This window comes from Halomonas sp. McH1-25 (assembly GCF_022348165.1).
Taxonomy (GTDB): domain Bacteria; phylum Pseudomonadota; class Gammaproteobacteria; order Pseudomonadales; family Halomonadaceae; genus Modicisalibacter.
Genome location: NZ_JAKRFI010000003.1, coordinates 151906 through 166228, shown reverse-complemented (window position 1 = coordinate 166228; position 14323 = coordinate 151906). Strand labels below are relative to the sequence as shown.

At 62.7% G+C, this 14323-nt stretch carries 15 protein-coding genes; 5 read left to right on the top strand and 10 right to left on the bottom strand.

Features of this window, described 5'->3' with window-relative positions; translation table 11 throughout:
* Positions 1–18 precede the first annotated feature (18 nt).
* From MHM84_RS10255 to MHM84_RS10220, 8 genes are all read right to left on the bottom strand, one after another.
* Positions 19–975 (bottom strand): glycosyl transferase, encoded by a 957-nt coding sequence (locus MHM84_RS10255; RefSeq protein WP_239265679.1) that lies wholly within the window; start codon positions 973–975, stop codon positions 19–21.
* Positions 972–1733 (bottom strand): glycosyltransferase family 2 protein, encoded by a 762-nt coding sequence (locus tag MHM84_RS10250; protein ID WP_239265677.1) that lies wholly within the window; start codon positions 1731–1733, stop codon positions 972–974. Before MHM84_RS10250 ends, MHM84_RS10255 begins: the two co-directional genes overlap by 4 nt.
* Positions 1723–3480, bottom strand: coding sequence for an AMP-binding protein (locus MHM84_RS10245; RefSeq protein WP_239265675.1), 1758 nt, complete (start codon positions 3478–3480; stop codon positions 1723–1725). Before MHM84_RS10245 ends, MHM84_RS10250 begins: the two co-directional genes overlap by 11 nt.
* Positions 3477–4034, bottom strand: coding sequence for a hypothetical protein (locus MHM84_RS10240; protein WP_239265673.1), 558 nt, complete (start codon positions 4032–4034; stop codon positions 3477–3479). Before MHM84_RS10240 ends, MHM84_RS10245 begins: the two co-directional genes overlap by 4 nt.
* A gap of 26 nt (positions 4035–4060) precedes the next feature.
* Complete coding sequence (locus MHM84_RS10235) at positions 4061–4324, bottom strand: phosphopantetheine-binding protein (protein ID WP_239265671.1); 264 nt, start codon at positions 4322–4324, stop codon at positions 4061–4063.
* Positions 4302–5102, bottom strand: coding sequence for a lysophospholipid acyltransferase family protein (locus tag MHM84_RS10230; protein WP_239265669.1), 801 nt, complete (start codon positions 5100–5102; stop codon positions 4302–4304). The genes MHM84_RS10235 and MHM84_RS10230 overlap by 23 nt, the downstream gene beginning before the upstream one ends.
* Before the next feature lie 15 nt (positions 5103–5117).
* Positions 5118–5807, bottom strand: a complete 690-nt coding sequence (locus MHM84_RS10225; protein ID WP_239265667.1) for a beta-ketoacyl synthase chain length factor — start codon at positions 5805–5807, stop codon at positions 5118–5120.
* Positions 5808–5921: 114 nt separating this feature from the next.
* Positions 5922–6785 (bottom strand): MurR/RpiR family transcriptional regulator, encoded by an 864-nt coding sequence (locus MHM84_RS10220; protein ID WP_239265664.1) that lies wholly within the window; start codon positions 6783–6785, stop codon positions 5922–5924.
* Positions 6786–6980: 195 nt separating this feature from the next.
* On the opposite strand from MHM84_RS10220, the gene zwf reads away from it, so the two are divergent.
* From zwf to MHM84_RS10195, 5 genes are all read left to right on the top strand, one after another.
* Positions 6981–8456 carry a glucose-6-phosphate dehydrogenase gene (gene zwf, locus MHM84_RS10215; RefSeq protein ID WP_239265662.1) on the top strand — a complete coding sequence of 492 codons (1476 nt, stop codon included), beginning with the start codon at positions 6981–6983 and terminating at the stop codon, positions 8454–8456.
* A gap of 1 nt (position 8457) precedes the next feature.
* The gene (pgl, locus tag MHM84_RS10210; protein WP_239265660.1) at positions 8458–9150 is read left to right on the top strand and encodes a 6-phosphogluconolactonase; all 693 of its coding nucleotides are present in this window, start codon (positions 8458–8460) and stop codon (positions 9148–9150) included.
* An 18-nt stretch (positions 9151–9168) separates the two neighbouring features.
* Positions 9169–9828, top strand: coding sequence for a bifunctional 4-hydroxy-2-oxoglutarate aldolase/2-dehydro-3-deoxy-phosphogluconate aldolase (locus MHM84_RS10205; protein ID WP_239265658.1), 660 nt, complete (start codon positions 9169–9171; stop codon positions 9826–9828).
* A 173-nt stretch (positions 9829–10001) separates the two neighbouring features.
* Positions 10002–10637 carry a DUF938 domain-containing protein gene (locus MHM84_RS10200; protein WP_239265656.1) on the top strand — a complete coding sequence of 212 codons (636 nt, stop codon included), beginning with the start codon at positions 10002–10004 and terminating at the stop codon, positions 10635–10637.
* A gap of 92 nt (positions 10638–10729) precedes the next feature.
* Complete coding sequence (locus tag MHM84_RS10195; protein WP_239265654.1) at positions 10730–10975, top strand: hypothetical protein; 246 nt, start codon at positions 10730–10732, stop codon at positions 10973–10975.
* Between the two features lie 73 nt (positions 10976–11048).
* Here the strand turns inward: MHM84_RS10195 and MHM84_RS10190 are convergent, their stop codons facing one another.
* Together MHM84_RS10190 and MHM84_RS10185 are read right to left on the bottom strand one after the other, a co-directional pair.
* Positions 11049–12455 carry a PhoH family protein gene (locus tag MHM84_RS10190; RefSeq protein ID WP_239265652.1) on the bottom strand — a complete coding sequence of 469 codons (1407 nt, stop codon included), beginning with the start codon at positions 12453–12455 and terminating at the stop codon, positions 11049–11051.
* Between the two features lie 209 nt (positions 12456–12664).
* A complete protein-coding gene (locus MHM84_RS10185; protein ID WP_239265650.1) occupies positions 12665–13678 on the bottom strand; it encodes a patatin-like phospholipase family protein in 1014 nt (337 codons plus the stop codon).
* Positions 13679–14323 lie beyond the last annotated feature (645 nt).

Below are 14323 nucleotides of genomic sequence, written 5' to 3'. Positions count from 1 at the left end.
GTTGGTGCAGAAACGCCGTCAGTCACCGTTGTGGTCATCGGCCAACCAGAACGGAAAGAAGTTGAACCATTGCAACGGATAGCGCCGGCACTGATCGGTGAGCCACTCCACATAGCGGCGCATGGCATCCTCGCGCCAGGCATCACGCTCTGCGCGGCGCAGGTGGGTCGTATCGTCGAAGGGCCGGAATTCGATGCGGTGGGCTTCGCCTTCACGCAGACAGCTTAATGTATAGACGGGACAGCGCAGCAAGGCCGCCAGCCAGAACGGACCTTCGGGAAACGGCGCGGGGGCGCCAAGGAAGTCGAGATGACGAACCCGTCCATTGTCGTTGACCGGGACGCGATCGGCGGCAATCACCACGAAGCCGCCGGCATTGATGCGCTCGGCGAGGCGCATGGCCGTGGCGGGGGTGATCTCGCTGACTTCGACGATCTCGGGACCGCGGCGCAGCGTGCTGCGATCCAGCATCTGATTGAATTTGCGGGCGTTGCGGGTATGCATCAGTTGGGTGACATGGAAATCGTCGCGGGTATCGCTCATCGCACTGCAGATTTCCAGGTTGCCGATATGGGAAACCAGCATCAATCCGCCACGGCCGCTGCGGATGGCCCGATCAAGGCAGGCGCGGTCCTCGGGAGTGAAGCGTACATCGAGCGGAATGCCGCTCCAGGCATCGACCTTGTCCATCAGTGACTGGCCGAAGGCCGTGAAATGGCGTAGGCCGAGCAGAAAGCCGCCACGTAGCGGACGCCCGGCGTGCAGTGGCCAGATACGCTCGAGATAATGCCGCGACGCCCGGCGTGGCAGGGCCCGACCGACATAGTAGTAAACGATGACCAGGCCCAGCATTAGGCGAAACGGCAGGCGCCCGAGCCGACGGCGAATCCAGACCATGGCACGCATGCCGGCCACGCTGCCCGATTCCTGGATGCGAGCCCAATGCTGCGGCGGGTCGTCGGTATAGGTACTCATTGCTGCTTCCTCGATGAGTGTCGCCGCGCCAGCAGACGGGGCAGACGCCATAGCATGCCCACGAAGAGCCGGGCATGCATGACGGCCAGTTGGGCGTTGTCGCGCCACAGCGCAAAGTGCGATACGCCATCCAGGGGATAGTGAACGCGCACCGGCAGGTTGCGAACCGGCAGGCCGTCCCACAGCCAGCGCACCGGCAATTCGGTGTCGAACTGCATGCGGTTGCCGCAACCATGACGGCTCACCAGACGGTTGACTTCGCTGACCGGATAGAGCTTGACGCCGCACATGGTGTCGCGCAATTCGAACGACAACGTATTGAGCCAGACCAGCAGATGGGTGGCGTATCGGGCATAGAAACGATGCCGGGGAACACTGGCATCGAAACGCGGGTAGCCGATGCGCAGTTCCCGGCTCGTGGCGCTGAGCTCATCCAGAAACGGGGGGAAATCCTCTGGGGCGTGCTGGCCGTCGGCGTCGACCTGCAGAGCATGGGTAAAGCCCAGACGCTCGGCTTCGCGCAGGCCGGCCTTGACTGCGGCGCCCTTGCCGCGATTGACCGGCAGACGCACGAGTATCACGTCCTCGGCATTGGCCAGGTCATCGAGCACGGCGGCACACTCACGGTCGCTGCCGTCATCGACGAGCAACAGTGGCACGCCCAGGCGACGCGCACCCGCGCAGGTGCGTTCGATGGCCGCCGCATGGTTGTAGACGGGGATGAGTACACAGGACCGGGCCGGGGCGTCATGGGGCATCGATGGTCTCCGTCACGGCAAAACGCATCCGGCCGCTGGCGTGGCAGCCGCGCTGCCCCGACAGGTCGAACGTCAGGCGGCCGCCTGCGGCTTCCGGCTGCCAAGTCAGACTCAATCTGACGCGATAGCCGGGCAGCAGCAGTTGCGGAAACTTGACTCTTTCAAGGCATTGGAACGTGCCTGCCACTCCCAAGTGGCGGTGCGCCAGGAAAACGGCCCACTGTATCATGACTACACCTGGGACCACCGGCCGGTCGGGGAAATGCCCCTGACAGAAGACGAGCCGCTCGGGCACTTCGAGTGCCACCCGGCATGTGTGGGACTCTGGTGTCTCGATACCCAGCCAGCGTGGCAGACTACGTTCCTGCAGGTCGGCAAACAACAAGGCGACGATTTCCGCAGACAGCTTGCCCTGGGCATTGGTCGGCCAAGCGTCGACGAAGCGCCAATAACGCGGAATCACGGTCGGCTCGAAGGCAGGCAACAAGAGTGTGCGCAAGGCCCGAATCAGGCTGCGGCGCGCGGCATGATCGTGGGGTATGTGCTCGGCGGTGAGCTGCACGATAGCGCCGAGCCGGTTGTCGCGGGTTGCCAGCGGTAGGGTGTGAGCCCGCGTCACGCCATGGCAGGCCTCCAGCATGCGGTCCATGCCGGTCAGCGACAGGCGCTTGCCGCCCACCTTGGCAATACGGTCGCTGCGGCCGAGCAGACGAAAGCCGTCGGTGACCGGAGCGATGCGGTCGGCCTGGGCTTCCCAGCTATCCGGGTCGGTGAGAAAGGGCGAACGCAGCCACAGGCGGCCTTCGTCGTCGTCGCGCACTTCGATGCCGGGCAGGGGTGTCCAATGATCGCTGACCTGCTGGTCGCGCCAGGCGATGCCGCCGGTTTCCGAGCTACCGTAGATTTCGCTGATGCCGATACCCAGCACACCGCGGGCGTGGGCGCTGGCGGCGGCACTCAGCGGAGCGCCGGAGGAAAGAATGCGGGTCAGTCTTGCGTTGGCCGGCCGCCAGTCGAGTTCGGCGGGTAGACGTTCGAGAGGCGGCGGGGCGCTGATCAGCACGGCGCTGTGCGGCACGTGCGCTTGCTCTCCGGCGCAGCGGGCCAGGCCTTGAAGCCAGGCGCAGAGGGTTTCCGGATAGCGGCACGTGCGGGCGGCCATCGGCGCGCCTTCGCAAAGCGGACGAAGGATGGCGAACAGCAGGCCGTAGATATGTTGGTGGCTGACCTGGCTGATGACCAGGCTACCCTCCAGCGGCCATAGAGCGCGATGGGTAGCCAGTTCGGCGTCGAGCTGGGCGAAGGTCTTGTCGAGTTGCTTGGGCTCGCCGGTCGAGCCGGAGGTGAACAGCGAAACGGCGATCCGGTCGGCTGACAGGCATCCCCAACGCGGCACTTTAGGCGAGCCGGCCAGATGCCCATCGGCGATGTCACCCAATCGTGCCGCGACCAGCGGTGAAATGGCCTCCAGCGTTTCCGGTCGGTCATCGGCCGGCAATACGGCGCTGTCACCGCGCTCCCAGAGCGCGATCAGGGCGGCGGTGAATGCCACGGGATCGCGATGGCAAAGCAGCCAGCGCTGCCCGGGAGGGGCCAGGGCGTCCAGCCGGCTCTGCCAGGCTCCGATCCGTTCGCGGAACTCTGCCTGACTGAGGGCCGGTCCGCCGGTATCGGCATTCCAGGCCATGATGTCGTGGGGGTGGGCCTGTCGCCAGGGGGCGTCAAGCAATCGCATCTGCCGCGTCAAGACCGCTTCCTTACTCGTTGTCGAACACACCACTCACCGGCGAACAGCAGGGCACACAACCCATAGGCAATGCCGCCGTTGTACAGCGTCCAAAAGGCCAAATCGGCGTAGAGTGCGGTCCATAGTGCCATGGCTCCATTGCATAGAAAGAACACGCACCAGAGTTGAGTGACCCGGCGCGTGTAGGTCACGCCGCGTGGCGGCAGATCGGGCTCCTGGCGCCGAGCCAAGCGCTCGATCATGCTTTGTTCCTGGCGCAGGCTGCCGGCAAAGACGGCCAGCAGCGCTGCATTGACGATGACCGGCCAGGCGCGGACACCCAACTCGGCGTGGCCGAACAGGGCGGCCAGCAGGGCCGCCAGGGTCAGCAGGATTCCCCAGTGTCTATGGCCCTTGGGCAGCCGCCAGCATGCCAGTGCGACCGCTGCCACGAGCAGGGGCCACGGGCCGAGGCTGGGCACGAGTAAAAGTGCCAGCAGTGGCCACGCCAGACCCAGCAGCCCGAGCAGCACCGGGCCGCGGGGAAGCGATGGGACGCGACGCAGGGAAGGCATGACCGACTCCACTCTGGTTGGGGAGGTTATTTGACGCGCCGCGCTTCCACCAGGGCTGCCAGGCTTTTCAGATTGGCGAAATGCTGGTGGGTTTCCTCGCTGTCGGCCTCGAGCTTGATGCCATAGGTCTTCTGTAGCGCCAGGCCCAGTTCCAGGGCATCGATGGAATCGAGTCCCAGGCCCTCGACGAATAGCGGCTCATCCGGGTCGATATCCGCCGGGGTGACATCCTCGAGTTCCAGGGTATCGATGATCAACTGCTTGAGCTCAAGTTCCAGCGCGTTCGTCATGGGCAAACTCATCCTTAGCGAGGTCATGATTGAAAAGAGTTTCGAGCCGGCGGTTGAGTTCAATGATGGCCGGCATCGACGTGTCCTTGGTGTCATCCTGCCAGGGCACTTCCACCGTGAAGGTGAAACAGGGACGGCGCGGTGGCACGCGGTACCAGGGGCTGCCCTTGAGCAGGGTCGGCGGCTCGCAGCGAATGCACACGGGAACGACCGGCGCACGGCTCATGACGGCGATCATGGCACCGTTGCGGCGCAGTCGGACCGCTTGCCCCGGCGTTGATCGCGTTCCCTCCGGGAACAGGATGACGGACTGGCCATTTTCCAGCGCTTCGCTGGCGGCTGCAATCGCGCGGCGGGGATTGGGTGCGGCAATGAAACCTGCCGCGCGGATGGCGCTACGTGTCACGGGGTGAGTGGCCAGGCCGCCCTTGGTCACGCAAACGGCGTCGGGCACGGTGGCGAGCAGGAACAGGGCATCGAGCAGCGTCGGGTGGTTGGCCAGCACCAGGCTGCCCGGCCGCTGCAAGCGTTCGGCATGGACGATGCGGTAATCGATCAGGCGCAGGCCCCCGAGCAAGGCAATGAAGCCTCGACATGTTGCCTTGACGCTGCGCCGCACCCGGCGCTGGGCCAGGGCACGATTGGCGCTGCACAGGCGGGCCGCAGGAGCAATGACAAGCCCGACCGCCAGAGCGCACAGAGCAAACAGCGAAAAGCCGAGAGCGGTGGCGAAACAGCGCCAGCTGCGGTCGATATGGGCCGCGAGGGTCTGAGTCATGGGCAGCGTCCGGCCTTAGGGTGACAGGGTCCAGGTCAGTCGCCGCGAGGGACAGACCAGCGACGCTTCATTCAGTAGCCAGGCGATGACGTCGCTGGGCTGAGGCGAGCGGGCATGTCCGGCATTGGTGCTATCGCTGGGCTGTGCATGTATCGGTCTTCCGCCACTGGCCGATAGATGCAGGGCGACGACGGCCAAGTCGGTCGGCTCGTCCACATGAGCGGCGAAGCGTTCAGGGACCGGGGCGTCGCTGAACACGACGATAACGTCGCTTTCGCCCTCGGCAAAATAGCCGCGCGCTTCGCTGAACAGGGCGGCAACCTCGGCGCCTCCGGCAGCGATCGCCTGCAGTGAGCGGCGATTGCCCCGGGCAATGGAGTGTACGCCTAGGGTGGCGTTATGCACCGACATGCCGAAGCGGGCGGGCGAGAGCGGCTCCTGCTCGGCCAGTGCATACAGCATGTCCAGTGTGCGATCGCCATCGCCATGCCGCGAGGCGTAGATCAGAACACGACTCGCCTCGGAATCCAGCTCGCTGAGCATGTCGCAGACGGCACGCCCCGAGGCATTGAGCCGCCGACGCAGCATGGCGGGCACCGAGGCGCCACGCGGATGCGCATCCACCGACAGGCGGGAGTCGTCGCACGGGGCGCGGCCCGGCTGCCAGGCGCGCCAATCCTGGAGGGTAATCGAGACTGTCGTCATCAAGCGTTCCGTTTCCGGTCGCTGCAATCTATGCAGCGACCCATGAGCGTAACGGGAAACCCTACGCGTATGGCCATGTCCGAATGGCATCGGCGGTTTTTTCGCGTCAGGGTATCACTCCGTTTCACTCGGCGGAAAGCGTGTCGCTTTCAGGCTGTCCTTTATCTTCTTGAGATGAGGCAGAAAATCCTCGCCACGGCGCAATGTCACGCCGGTGGCGAGAACATCGATCAGGGCCAGGTGGATCATGCGTGAGGTCATCGGCATGTAGACGTCGGTATCCTCGGGCGTCACCACGCTCAGCGTTTCGGTGCACTCCGCCGCCAGCGGCGAGTCGGGGGCGGTGATGCCCAGCACGACGGCGCCATTCTCGCGTGCCAGCTTGGCGATCTCGACCAGTTCGCGGGTGCGGCCGGTATAGGAAATGATCACGATGACATCGCCGGTGTGGCTGGCTGCAGCCACCATGCGTTGCATCAATACGTCTTCGTAGGCGATGACCGGCAGGTTGAAGCGGAAGAATTTGTGCTGGGCGTCCTGGGCGACCGGGCCTGACGCTCCCAGCCCGAAGAAGCTGATCTGCTTGGCCTGGATCAGATAATCGACGGCACGCTCGACCAGCCGGGAGTCCAGGGCGCGCCGGGCGTCGTCGAGTGCCGCGATGGTCGCGCCGAAGATCTTGTCGCCATAGCTTGCCGCATCGTCGTCACGCTCGACGTTGCGGCTGACATAGGGTGTGCCGCCTGCCAGGCTCTGGGCTAGCTTGATCTTGAAGTCCGGATAGCCTTTGGCATTGAACGTGCGGCAGAAACGGTTGACTGTCGGCTCGCTGACCGAGGCGGCCTGGGCCAGCGTCGCTATACTCAGACCCGTGGCGGTTGCCGGGTCCTGCAATATGACGTCAGCCACCTTGCGCTCGGAGCGGTTGAGCTCATCCAGGCGCTCGCGGATGCGTTCGAGAAGGTCATGGCTGGCCATTTAGGTTACTCCGTGCAAATCGTGATGTAGTTATTAAACTACATGTTGGCCGAATCGTAGCGTGAGACACTGCTAGCTGCCATAGTCGGGATAAGCGATACATGCTTTGGTAGTAAAGTTACCTAAATATTTGCAATTTTGCCGATGGTTGGCATATTTTATCGGTAATTTAACCAGATTGAAGGGGTCTGCGGCATGATTCAAGACACCACGCCTGACATCGATCTGGCGTTGTTCGGCGCCATGGGCGATCTGGCCCTGCGCAAGCTCTATCCGGCCTTGTACCACCTCGACCGGGATGGCTTGCTAGCCGGCGGCACGCGGATCCTGGGGCTGGCGCGTCAGGATATCGACGCCGAGGCATTCCGCAAGCGGGTTGAGGAAACCCTCAAGAAGTACGTCAAGGCGGCCGAGCTCGAAGCGGCCTGCCTCAAGCGCTTTCTGAATCGGCTCGATTACATCCAGCTCGACTTCATCGAGGTCGAGGGCTACAAGGCCATTCGCGAGTGGCATGAGGGCGCCGGCCGGCCGATGACCGTCTATCTGGCCGTGCCAGCCAGCATTTATGGCGCTATCTGTCACAATCTGCAGGCCAGTGGCAGTCTCGATGACGAATCGCGGGTGGTTGTCGAAAAGCCGATCGGCTACGACCTCGAATCCTCGCAGGAAATCAATGACGCCATTGGCGTCGTGTTCCCTGAATCGCGGGTCTACCGCATCGACCATTATCTGGGCAAGGAAACCGTCCAGAACCTGATTGCCCTGCGCTTCGCCAATCCGCTGTTCGGCACCCAGTGGAACCAGAACCACATTTCTCACGTGGAGATCACGGTCGCCGAGCAGGTGGGCATCGAAGGGCGCTGGGGCTATTTCGACAAGGCCGGCCAGTTGCGCGACATGGTGCAGAACCACCTGTTGCAGCTGTTGTGCCTGATCGCGATGGACCCGCCGTCCAACCTGGATGCCGATGCGATTCGCGACGAGAAGGTCAAGGTACTCAAGGCGCTCAAGAAGTTCGATCGCGAGAACGTCAGTCGCGATGTGGTGCGTGGCCAGTACATTGCCGGCTCGATCAAGGGCACCAGCGTACCCGGTTACCTCGAGGAGGAGGGCGCCAACGCCGAAAGCCGCACGGAAACCTTCGTCGCCATACGCACCGAGGTATCCAACTGGCGTTGGGCGGGCGTGCCGTTCTACCTGCGTACCGGCAAGCGCATGCCCGATAAGGTGTCGCAGATCGTCATCCACTTCCGCCAGCAGCCGCACTACATCTTCGACCCGGACCAGCGCAACCTGGCGTCCAACAAGCTGATCATCCGGCTGCAGCCGGAAGAAGGCATCGCCCTGGAGGTGTTGACCAAGGACGGCGGTCTCGACAAGGGAATGCGTCTGCGCCCCGGTCCGCTGCATCTGGATTTCAACAGCGCCTTTCCCAAGGCGCGGATTCCCGACGCCTACGAGCGCCTGCTGCTGGAAGTCATGAAGGGCAACCAGTATCTGTTCGTGCGCCGCGACGAGGTCGAGTACGCCTGGCGCTGGGCCGATCAGTTGGTGGAGGCTTGGGAGCAGCTCGACCGTCCGCCGCGTCGCTATCCGTCCGGATCCTGGGGGCCGGTGGCCTCGATCGCCATGATCACGCAGGACGGCCGCTCCTGGTACGAGGATTATTGATATGAGCGACAAGGTCTCTTGCGGCGCGGCCGAAGCGCCTCGCGATCAATTGGCGACACAGCTCGCCGAGGCCGTTGCCGGTGCGCTGCGCGCCGACCTGGCGACACAGGAGCGCGCGCTGTTGGTGGTGTCCGGCGGCTCGACACCGGTGCCGTTCTTTCACCGTCTCGCCGCCATGAACCTGCCTTGGGAGCGGGTCGACGTGACCCTGGCCGACGAGCGCTGGGTCGCCGAGGACGCCAAGGACAGCAACGCACGCCTGGTCCGTGAGAACCTGCTCCAAGGACCGGCGGCTTCGGCAACCTTTCACTCGTTGACGACCGCGGACAGCACGCCTGAAGTGGGTGCGCCGGAAGTGGCCAAGCGCATTGCCGATCTACCCTGGCCGGCCAGCGTGGTCATACTGGGCATGGGCAGCGACGGCCATACCGCCTCGCTGTTTCCCGATAGCGGCGAGTTGGCACTGGCCTTGAGCACCGATGAGCCCACGGTGGCGGTGCGTGCGCCGAGCGTGCCCCAGCCACGCATCACCTTGAGTGCCGGGCTGCTGCATCAGGCGCGTCGCCACGTACTGCACATTGCCGGTGACGACAAACGTAGCGTGTTGGCCAGGGCAATGGCCGGCGACGACGTCCGGGAACTGCCCATTCGCGCCTTTCTTGCCTGTCCGCTTGCCGTTTACTGGGCGCCTTGAATCGTTTCGGAGCCAGACATGACCATTGAAAAGCAATTGCCATCGACCCGTACGTCCGAACTGGATAGCATCTGTTCCAAGGCGGACATCATTCCCGTTCTGACCATCGAACGCCTGGAAGACGCCGTGCCGCTGGGGCGCGCTTTGCTCGAGGGCGGACTGCCGGTCCTCGAAGTCACTCTGCGTACCGATTGCGCCCTGGATGCCATTCGCCGAATGCGCGAGGCTTTGCCCAAGGCCAGCATCGGCGCCGGCACCATCCTGACCACCGCACAGTATCGTCTGGCCGAACAGGCCGAGGTCGATTTCGTCGTTACCCCGGGGGCGACCGATGCCCTGTACCGTTATGGGGTGAGCAGCGCAGTGCCGATGCTGCCGGGGGTGGCCACCATTTCCGAGCTGATGAACGGCTGGCAGTACGGCTATCGGCGTTTCAAGTTCTTCCCTGCCGAGTCGAGCGGCGGCGCGGCCGCGCTCAAGTCGTTTGCCGGGCCGATTCCCGAGGCGAAGTTCTGTCCCACCGGGGGCATCACGCCGGATAACGCACAGGATTATCTCAAGCTGCCCAACGTCCTCTGTGTGGGCGGCTCCTGGGTCACCCCGAAGAAGCTGATCGACGCCGGCGATTGGGACGGTATCCGTCAGTTGGCTCGGGAAGCGGTCGCTCGCTTCAGTTGAACCGATTCACGACACTTGCATCTCTCTCGACAGCCTGAGCTGTTGTTCGGCCCGCCAATGGCGGGCCTTTTTTTGCCGGCAATCCGCCCCTGAGCCTGACCGAGGAAGAAGCGATACATGCGTCTGGCGGGCCAATGACGTAGGCTTAAGGCAATCACTGACGGGAGCAAGCAATGCACAGCATGGATTCGCTGCATGGGCAGCGGGGTCTTTCCAGTCCGGCCACGGCCCGCAATCGCGAGCCCATCCTGGCCGTGTTGCGCGACGTCTTGCCTGCGCGCGGCAAGGTACTGGAAATCGCCAGCGGCAGCGGTGAGCACGCGCTTCACTTCGCGCGGCACCTGTCATCCTTGCAATGGCAACCGAGCGACCCCAGCGAGCAGGCGTTGGGCTCGATCGCCGCCTGGCGCGACGCCGACCCTCTCGTCAACCTCCTCGAGCCGATCAGACTGGACGTCACCGAACGGCCCTGGCCATGCCGGGATTTCGACGCCCTGGTGTGCATCAATATGCTTCACATTTCGCCCTGGCAGGCGACCCAGGCCCTGATGGACGAAGCTGGTGCGCACCTGCCCGTCAATGGCGTGCTGTACCTGTATGGGCCGTTTCAGCGACATGACCGGCCACTGGTGCCGAGTAACGCTGCTTTCGATGCCGATCTCCGACGCCGCGATCCGCAATGGGGCATTCGTCACCTGGAAGAGGTGCAGGCGCAGGGCGAAATGCATGGCCTGGTACTGGAGCGTATCGTCGAGATGCCGGCCAACAATCTGAGCGTGGTGTTGCGACGTCAAGGCGAGGATGCTTGATTAATCGGTCGCTGGCCCAAAGACTGTAAAAAGGAAGGTAGGGTGTCCGGCCAAGCGTGCCCGATGCGACAGACCATGAAAGGAGGCTTTACATGACCGATTTTTCTACGGAGTTTCGCTTGCCCAAGGGCTGTCCCAACTGTGGCAGCCATCGCATGCGCGTCTCCAAGGCACGTAACCCGGACGACAAGGTGTACTGCTCGTCCTGCAATTCTTACGTCTGCCTGTACCGGGAGGCCGAGGATCGTCTCGACCACGATCCTAAGAGCCAGTCCGAGGATATGATCGAGAAGGTCACCAACAAGGACGAGCGCGAGCTGCCGCCGAAACACTCCTGAGCCTGCTTGGCAGGCAACGTAATGCAGACAGCCCGCTTAGGCGGGCTGTCTGCATTGTGCAGTGAAGAAATGGTTAGAGAAGGTCTTCGGCTGCCAGGGCCAGGCGTGAGCGCTCGACGCTCTTGAGTGTCACATGCCCGGCATGCGGCCAGTCGCGGAAGCGTTCCACCACGGCGGCCATGCCGCAGGTATTGGCCGTCAGGTAGGGAGTGTCGATCTGCCCGACGTTGCCCAGGCAGACGATCTTGGTGTTGCGTCCCGCCCGTGAAATAAGCCCCTTGAGCTGCTTGGGCGTGAAATTCTGCGCCTCGTCGATGATCAGGAAGGTGTCGTTCAGGGTGCGTCCGCGCATGAACGTAGGCGAACGGATCTGCACGCGTGAGCCGATCAACTGCCGGGTGGCGCCCTCGCTCCAGCTCGAGGTGCCGTCCTTCTCGTCGCGCAGCAGGTTGTCCATGTTGTCGTGGAAGGCGCCCATCCAGGGCGACATCTTCTCCTCTTCGGTGCCGGGCAGAAAGCCGATGTCCTCGCCCATGGGAATCGGCGCGCGGGTGAACACGATGCGCTCGAAGAGCTTGGTATCGAGGGTCTGCTGGAAGGCCGCGGCCAGGGTCATGAACGTCTTGCCGGTGCCGGCGTTGCCGGCGATGGTCACCAGGTCGATCTCCGGGTCCATCAGCAGGTTTAGCGTGAAATTCTGACGGCTGTCATGGGCGTGTACGCCCCACACGCCAGCATGGTGTCGATAGTTGGTCAGCAGTTGCAGGCGGGCACGGCTCGGCGTCAACTCGCGGACGACGGCCTCGAAGTCGGCGCCGTTGTCGCTATCGGAGACCAGCATGCCGACATGCCAGTCCTCGGGCATATCGCCGCTGAGTTCGTAAAAGGTGTGATGGTCGACGCGCTCGACCTGGACATCGACATTGAGCGCCTCCCACAGGCTCTTGCCGTCTCGCGTCGGCGTATAGACTTTGACGCCCTCGATCATCGCATCGCTGTCGCTGAAGACGCGATCGTTCAGGTAGTCCTCGACCGGCACGTTGAGGGCGGCAGCCTTGACGCGCAGATTGATGTCCTTGGAAACGAGGATGACCGATGCATCAGGGCGCTCGTCACGCAGGCGGCAAGTCTCCGCGAGGATGCGGTTGTCGGGCGTGTCGTCCAGATGGTCGAGGGGCTTGAGATCGTTGTAGCAGAGAAAGCGCAGGCGGCCGGTCTGGCCGATACCGGGTAAGGGGATGCCGCGCTGGATTTCGTCGAATGAGACCTCGGCGGTGAGTTCGGAAAGGGTGCGGCTGATCTGGCGAGCGGTGCGGGCAATTTCGCGGATGCCGTTCTTGTGTTTGTCGAGCTCCTCGAGCACGGTCATCGGGATGACGACATCATGCTCCTCGAAATGGTACAGGGCGGCGGGGTCGTGGATCAGGACGTTGGTGTCGAGTACGTAGAGGCGGTTCGCTTTCTTGTCGATTCGGACCATCGGCGCAAGCACTCCTTGAGATAACGGCAATATCGACGCTGACAGGTCAACATGACCATCGCATGACTGGCCAGGGTGGGTTGCCAGCGTCGTCTCCTGACGTCGGGTTTTCTCGTCGTGGTGTTCCTCCTCGCATGGGCGTTACCCTCAAGATGCTATCTCTGGTCCCGCTTCGCCAGTAGATTCTTTTTCACGCTTGCGAGACGCCATCACATGTAGACCTCGTCGATATCCAGCGTCGAGCGTTCGCCGAGCGCGTCGTAGTTGGCCTCCAGCCACTCTTGGGCGGCATGGCGGCCGCGGTCGTGCAACTCGCGCAGAAACGACCATTCGCCATTGAATTTGCTAGAGGCGGGCAGGTGTTCGAAGGCGTGCTCAGCGATGCGATGAAAGAGCGCATCCCTGTAGCGGCCGATATCCAGGTCATGATCCTCGATCAAGCGCTTGAGCATGGCGACGGTTCGAATCTCCTTGATCAGCGAGGCATTGAACGTGATTTCGTTGAGGCGATTGAGAATTTCCGCTGCGGTGCTGGGGACCTGATCGCGACAGATCGGGTTGGTCTGGATGATGACGATATCCCTTGCGTCGCATTCTTCGAGAAGAGGGAAGAGCGTCGGATTGCCCATGTACCCGCCATCCCAGTAATGCTCGCCGTCGATCTCGATGCTCTGATAGATCAACGGCAGGCAGGCCGACGCCAGTAGCGCATCGCGAGTCACTTCCGCGTTGCGAAACACCCGCTGCTTGCCTGTACGTACATTGGTGGCGCAAACATACAGCTGGAGTTGCCGGCACGCATGGACGCGCTCGAAATCGATCTGCGCATCGAGAATGTCACGTAGAGGATTGATATCCAGCGGATTGTATTGGTATGGGGAGACCACCCGGCTGAGCAGATCGAATGCCAGATAACCCGGCGAATGATCGAGACTCCAATCGCCCATCCAGATATCCAGCGGGGTGCGCCGAATCGGGCTGAGCATGGCTGCCCGGCTCACGCCCTGCCAGAAAGCATGCAGGGAACGTCGCGCGCCGGCCTTGCCGTCTCGCATCAGCCCATCGGCCATGGCCACGGCGTTCATTGCGCCGGCACTGGTGCCACTAATGGCCTCGATCTCGACCAGAGAGGACTCCAGCAAGTAGTCCAGAACCCCCCAGGTAAAGGCCCCGTGGGAGCCGCCGCCCTGAAGTGCAAGGTCGATAGCCTTGGTCTGTGGCATGGCATCTCCAGGCAGTATGGTGCGACGCACAATTCAAGCGTAGCGTTGAATGCGGCATACGGCGATGCCTTGTGCCCGCAATCCAGGAAAGCGTCGGATCGCGAGGTAGCAAGCGCACGAGCTGGCGCTGCGGGGGCATCCATAGTGGCGAGCGAGATGGTGATCTTTGAATGGGGACGGCAGAGTGACCATCCGGCGTTTCGGTCACTGTTAACGCTTATAAAGTCATGCTACACATCGCGTATCCCGGCTCGCCGCCGATATTGTTCAAGTCAGTACCTGGAGGATGTCGGTCTGCCTCTGATCGGCCTGAAACGGTCATCTGAACGGATGAGAAACGTAAGTTCTCGAATATGAGCTAAGCCATGGCCATAGGCCTTGCAAGGTGTCTGGAGGGCGTTTCTGCTGATACCGCGATCACCGGGTCGAGGTGAGCAATAAAGTTCGCCATATCGCCATCCTGGGCTTTTTCGAAGGTATTGGTTGACTTGGGCGAGGCGCTTTGGCATGATGGCTTCAGTTGGTTAGCAAGTCGCATATCGTCAGTTGTACTCGAAGCATTCGGTAGCCTGGTTATATCCCTTGTTTTACCCACTTCATCTCGGGGTAGTACCCGGCAATCGTATAAAGCGCCTAGCGCGTAAG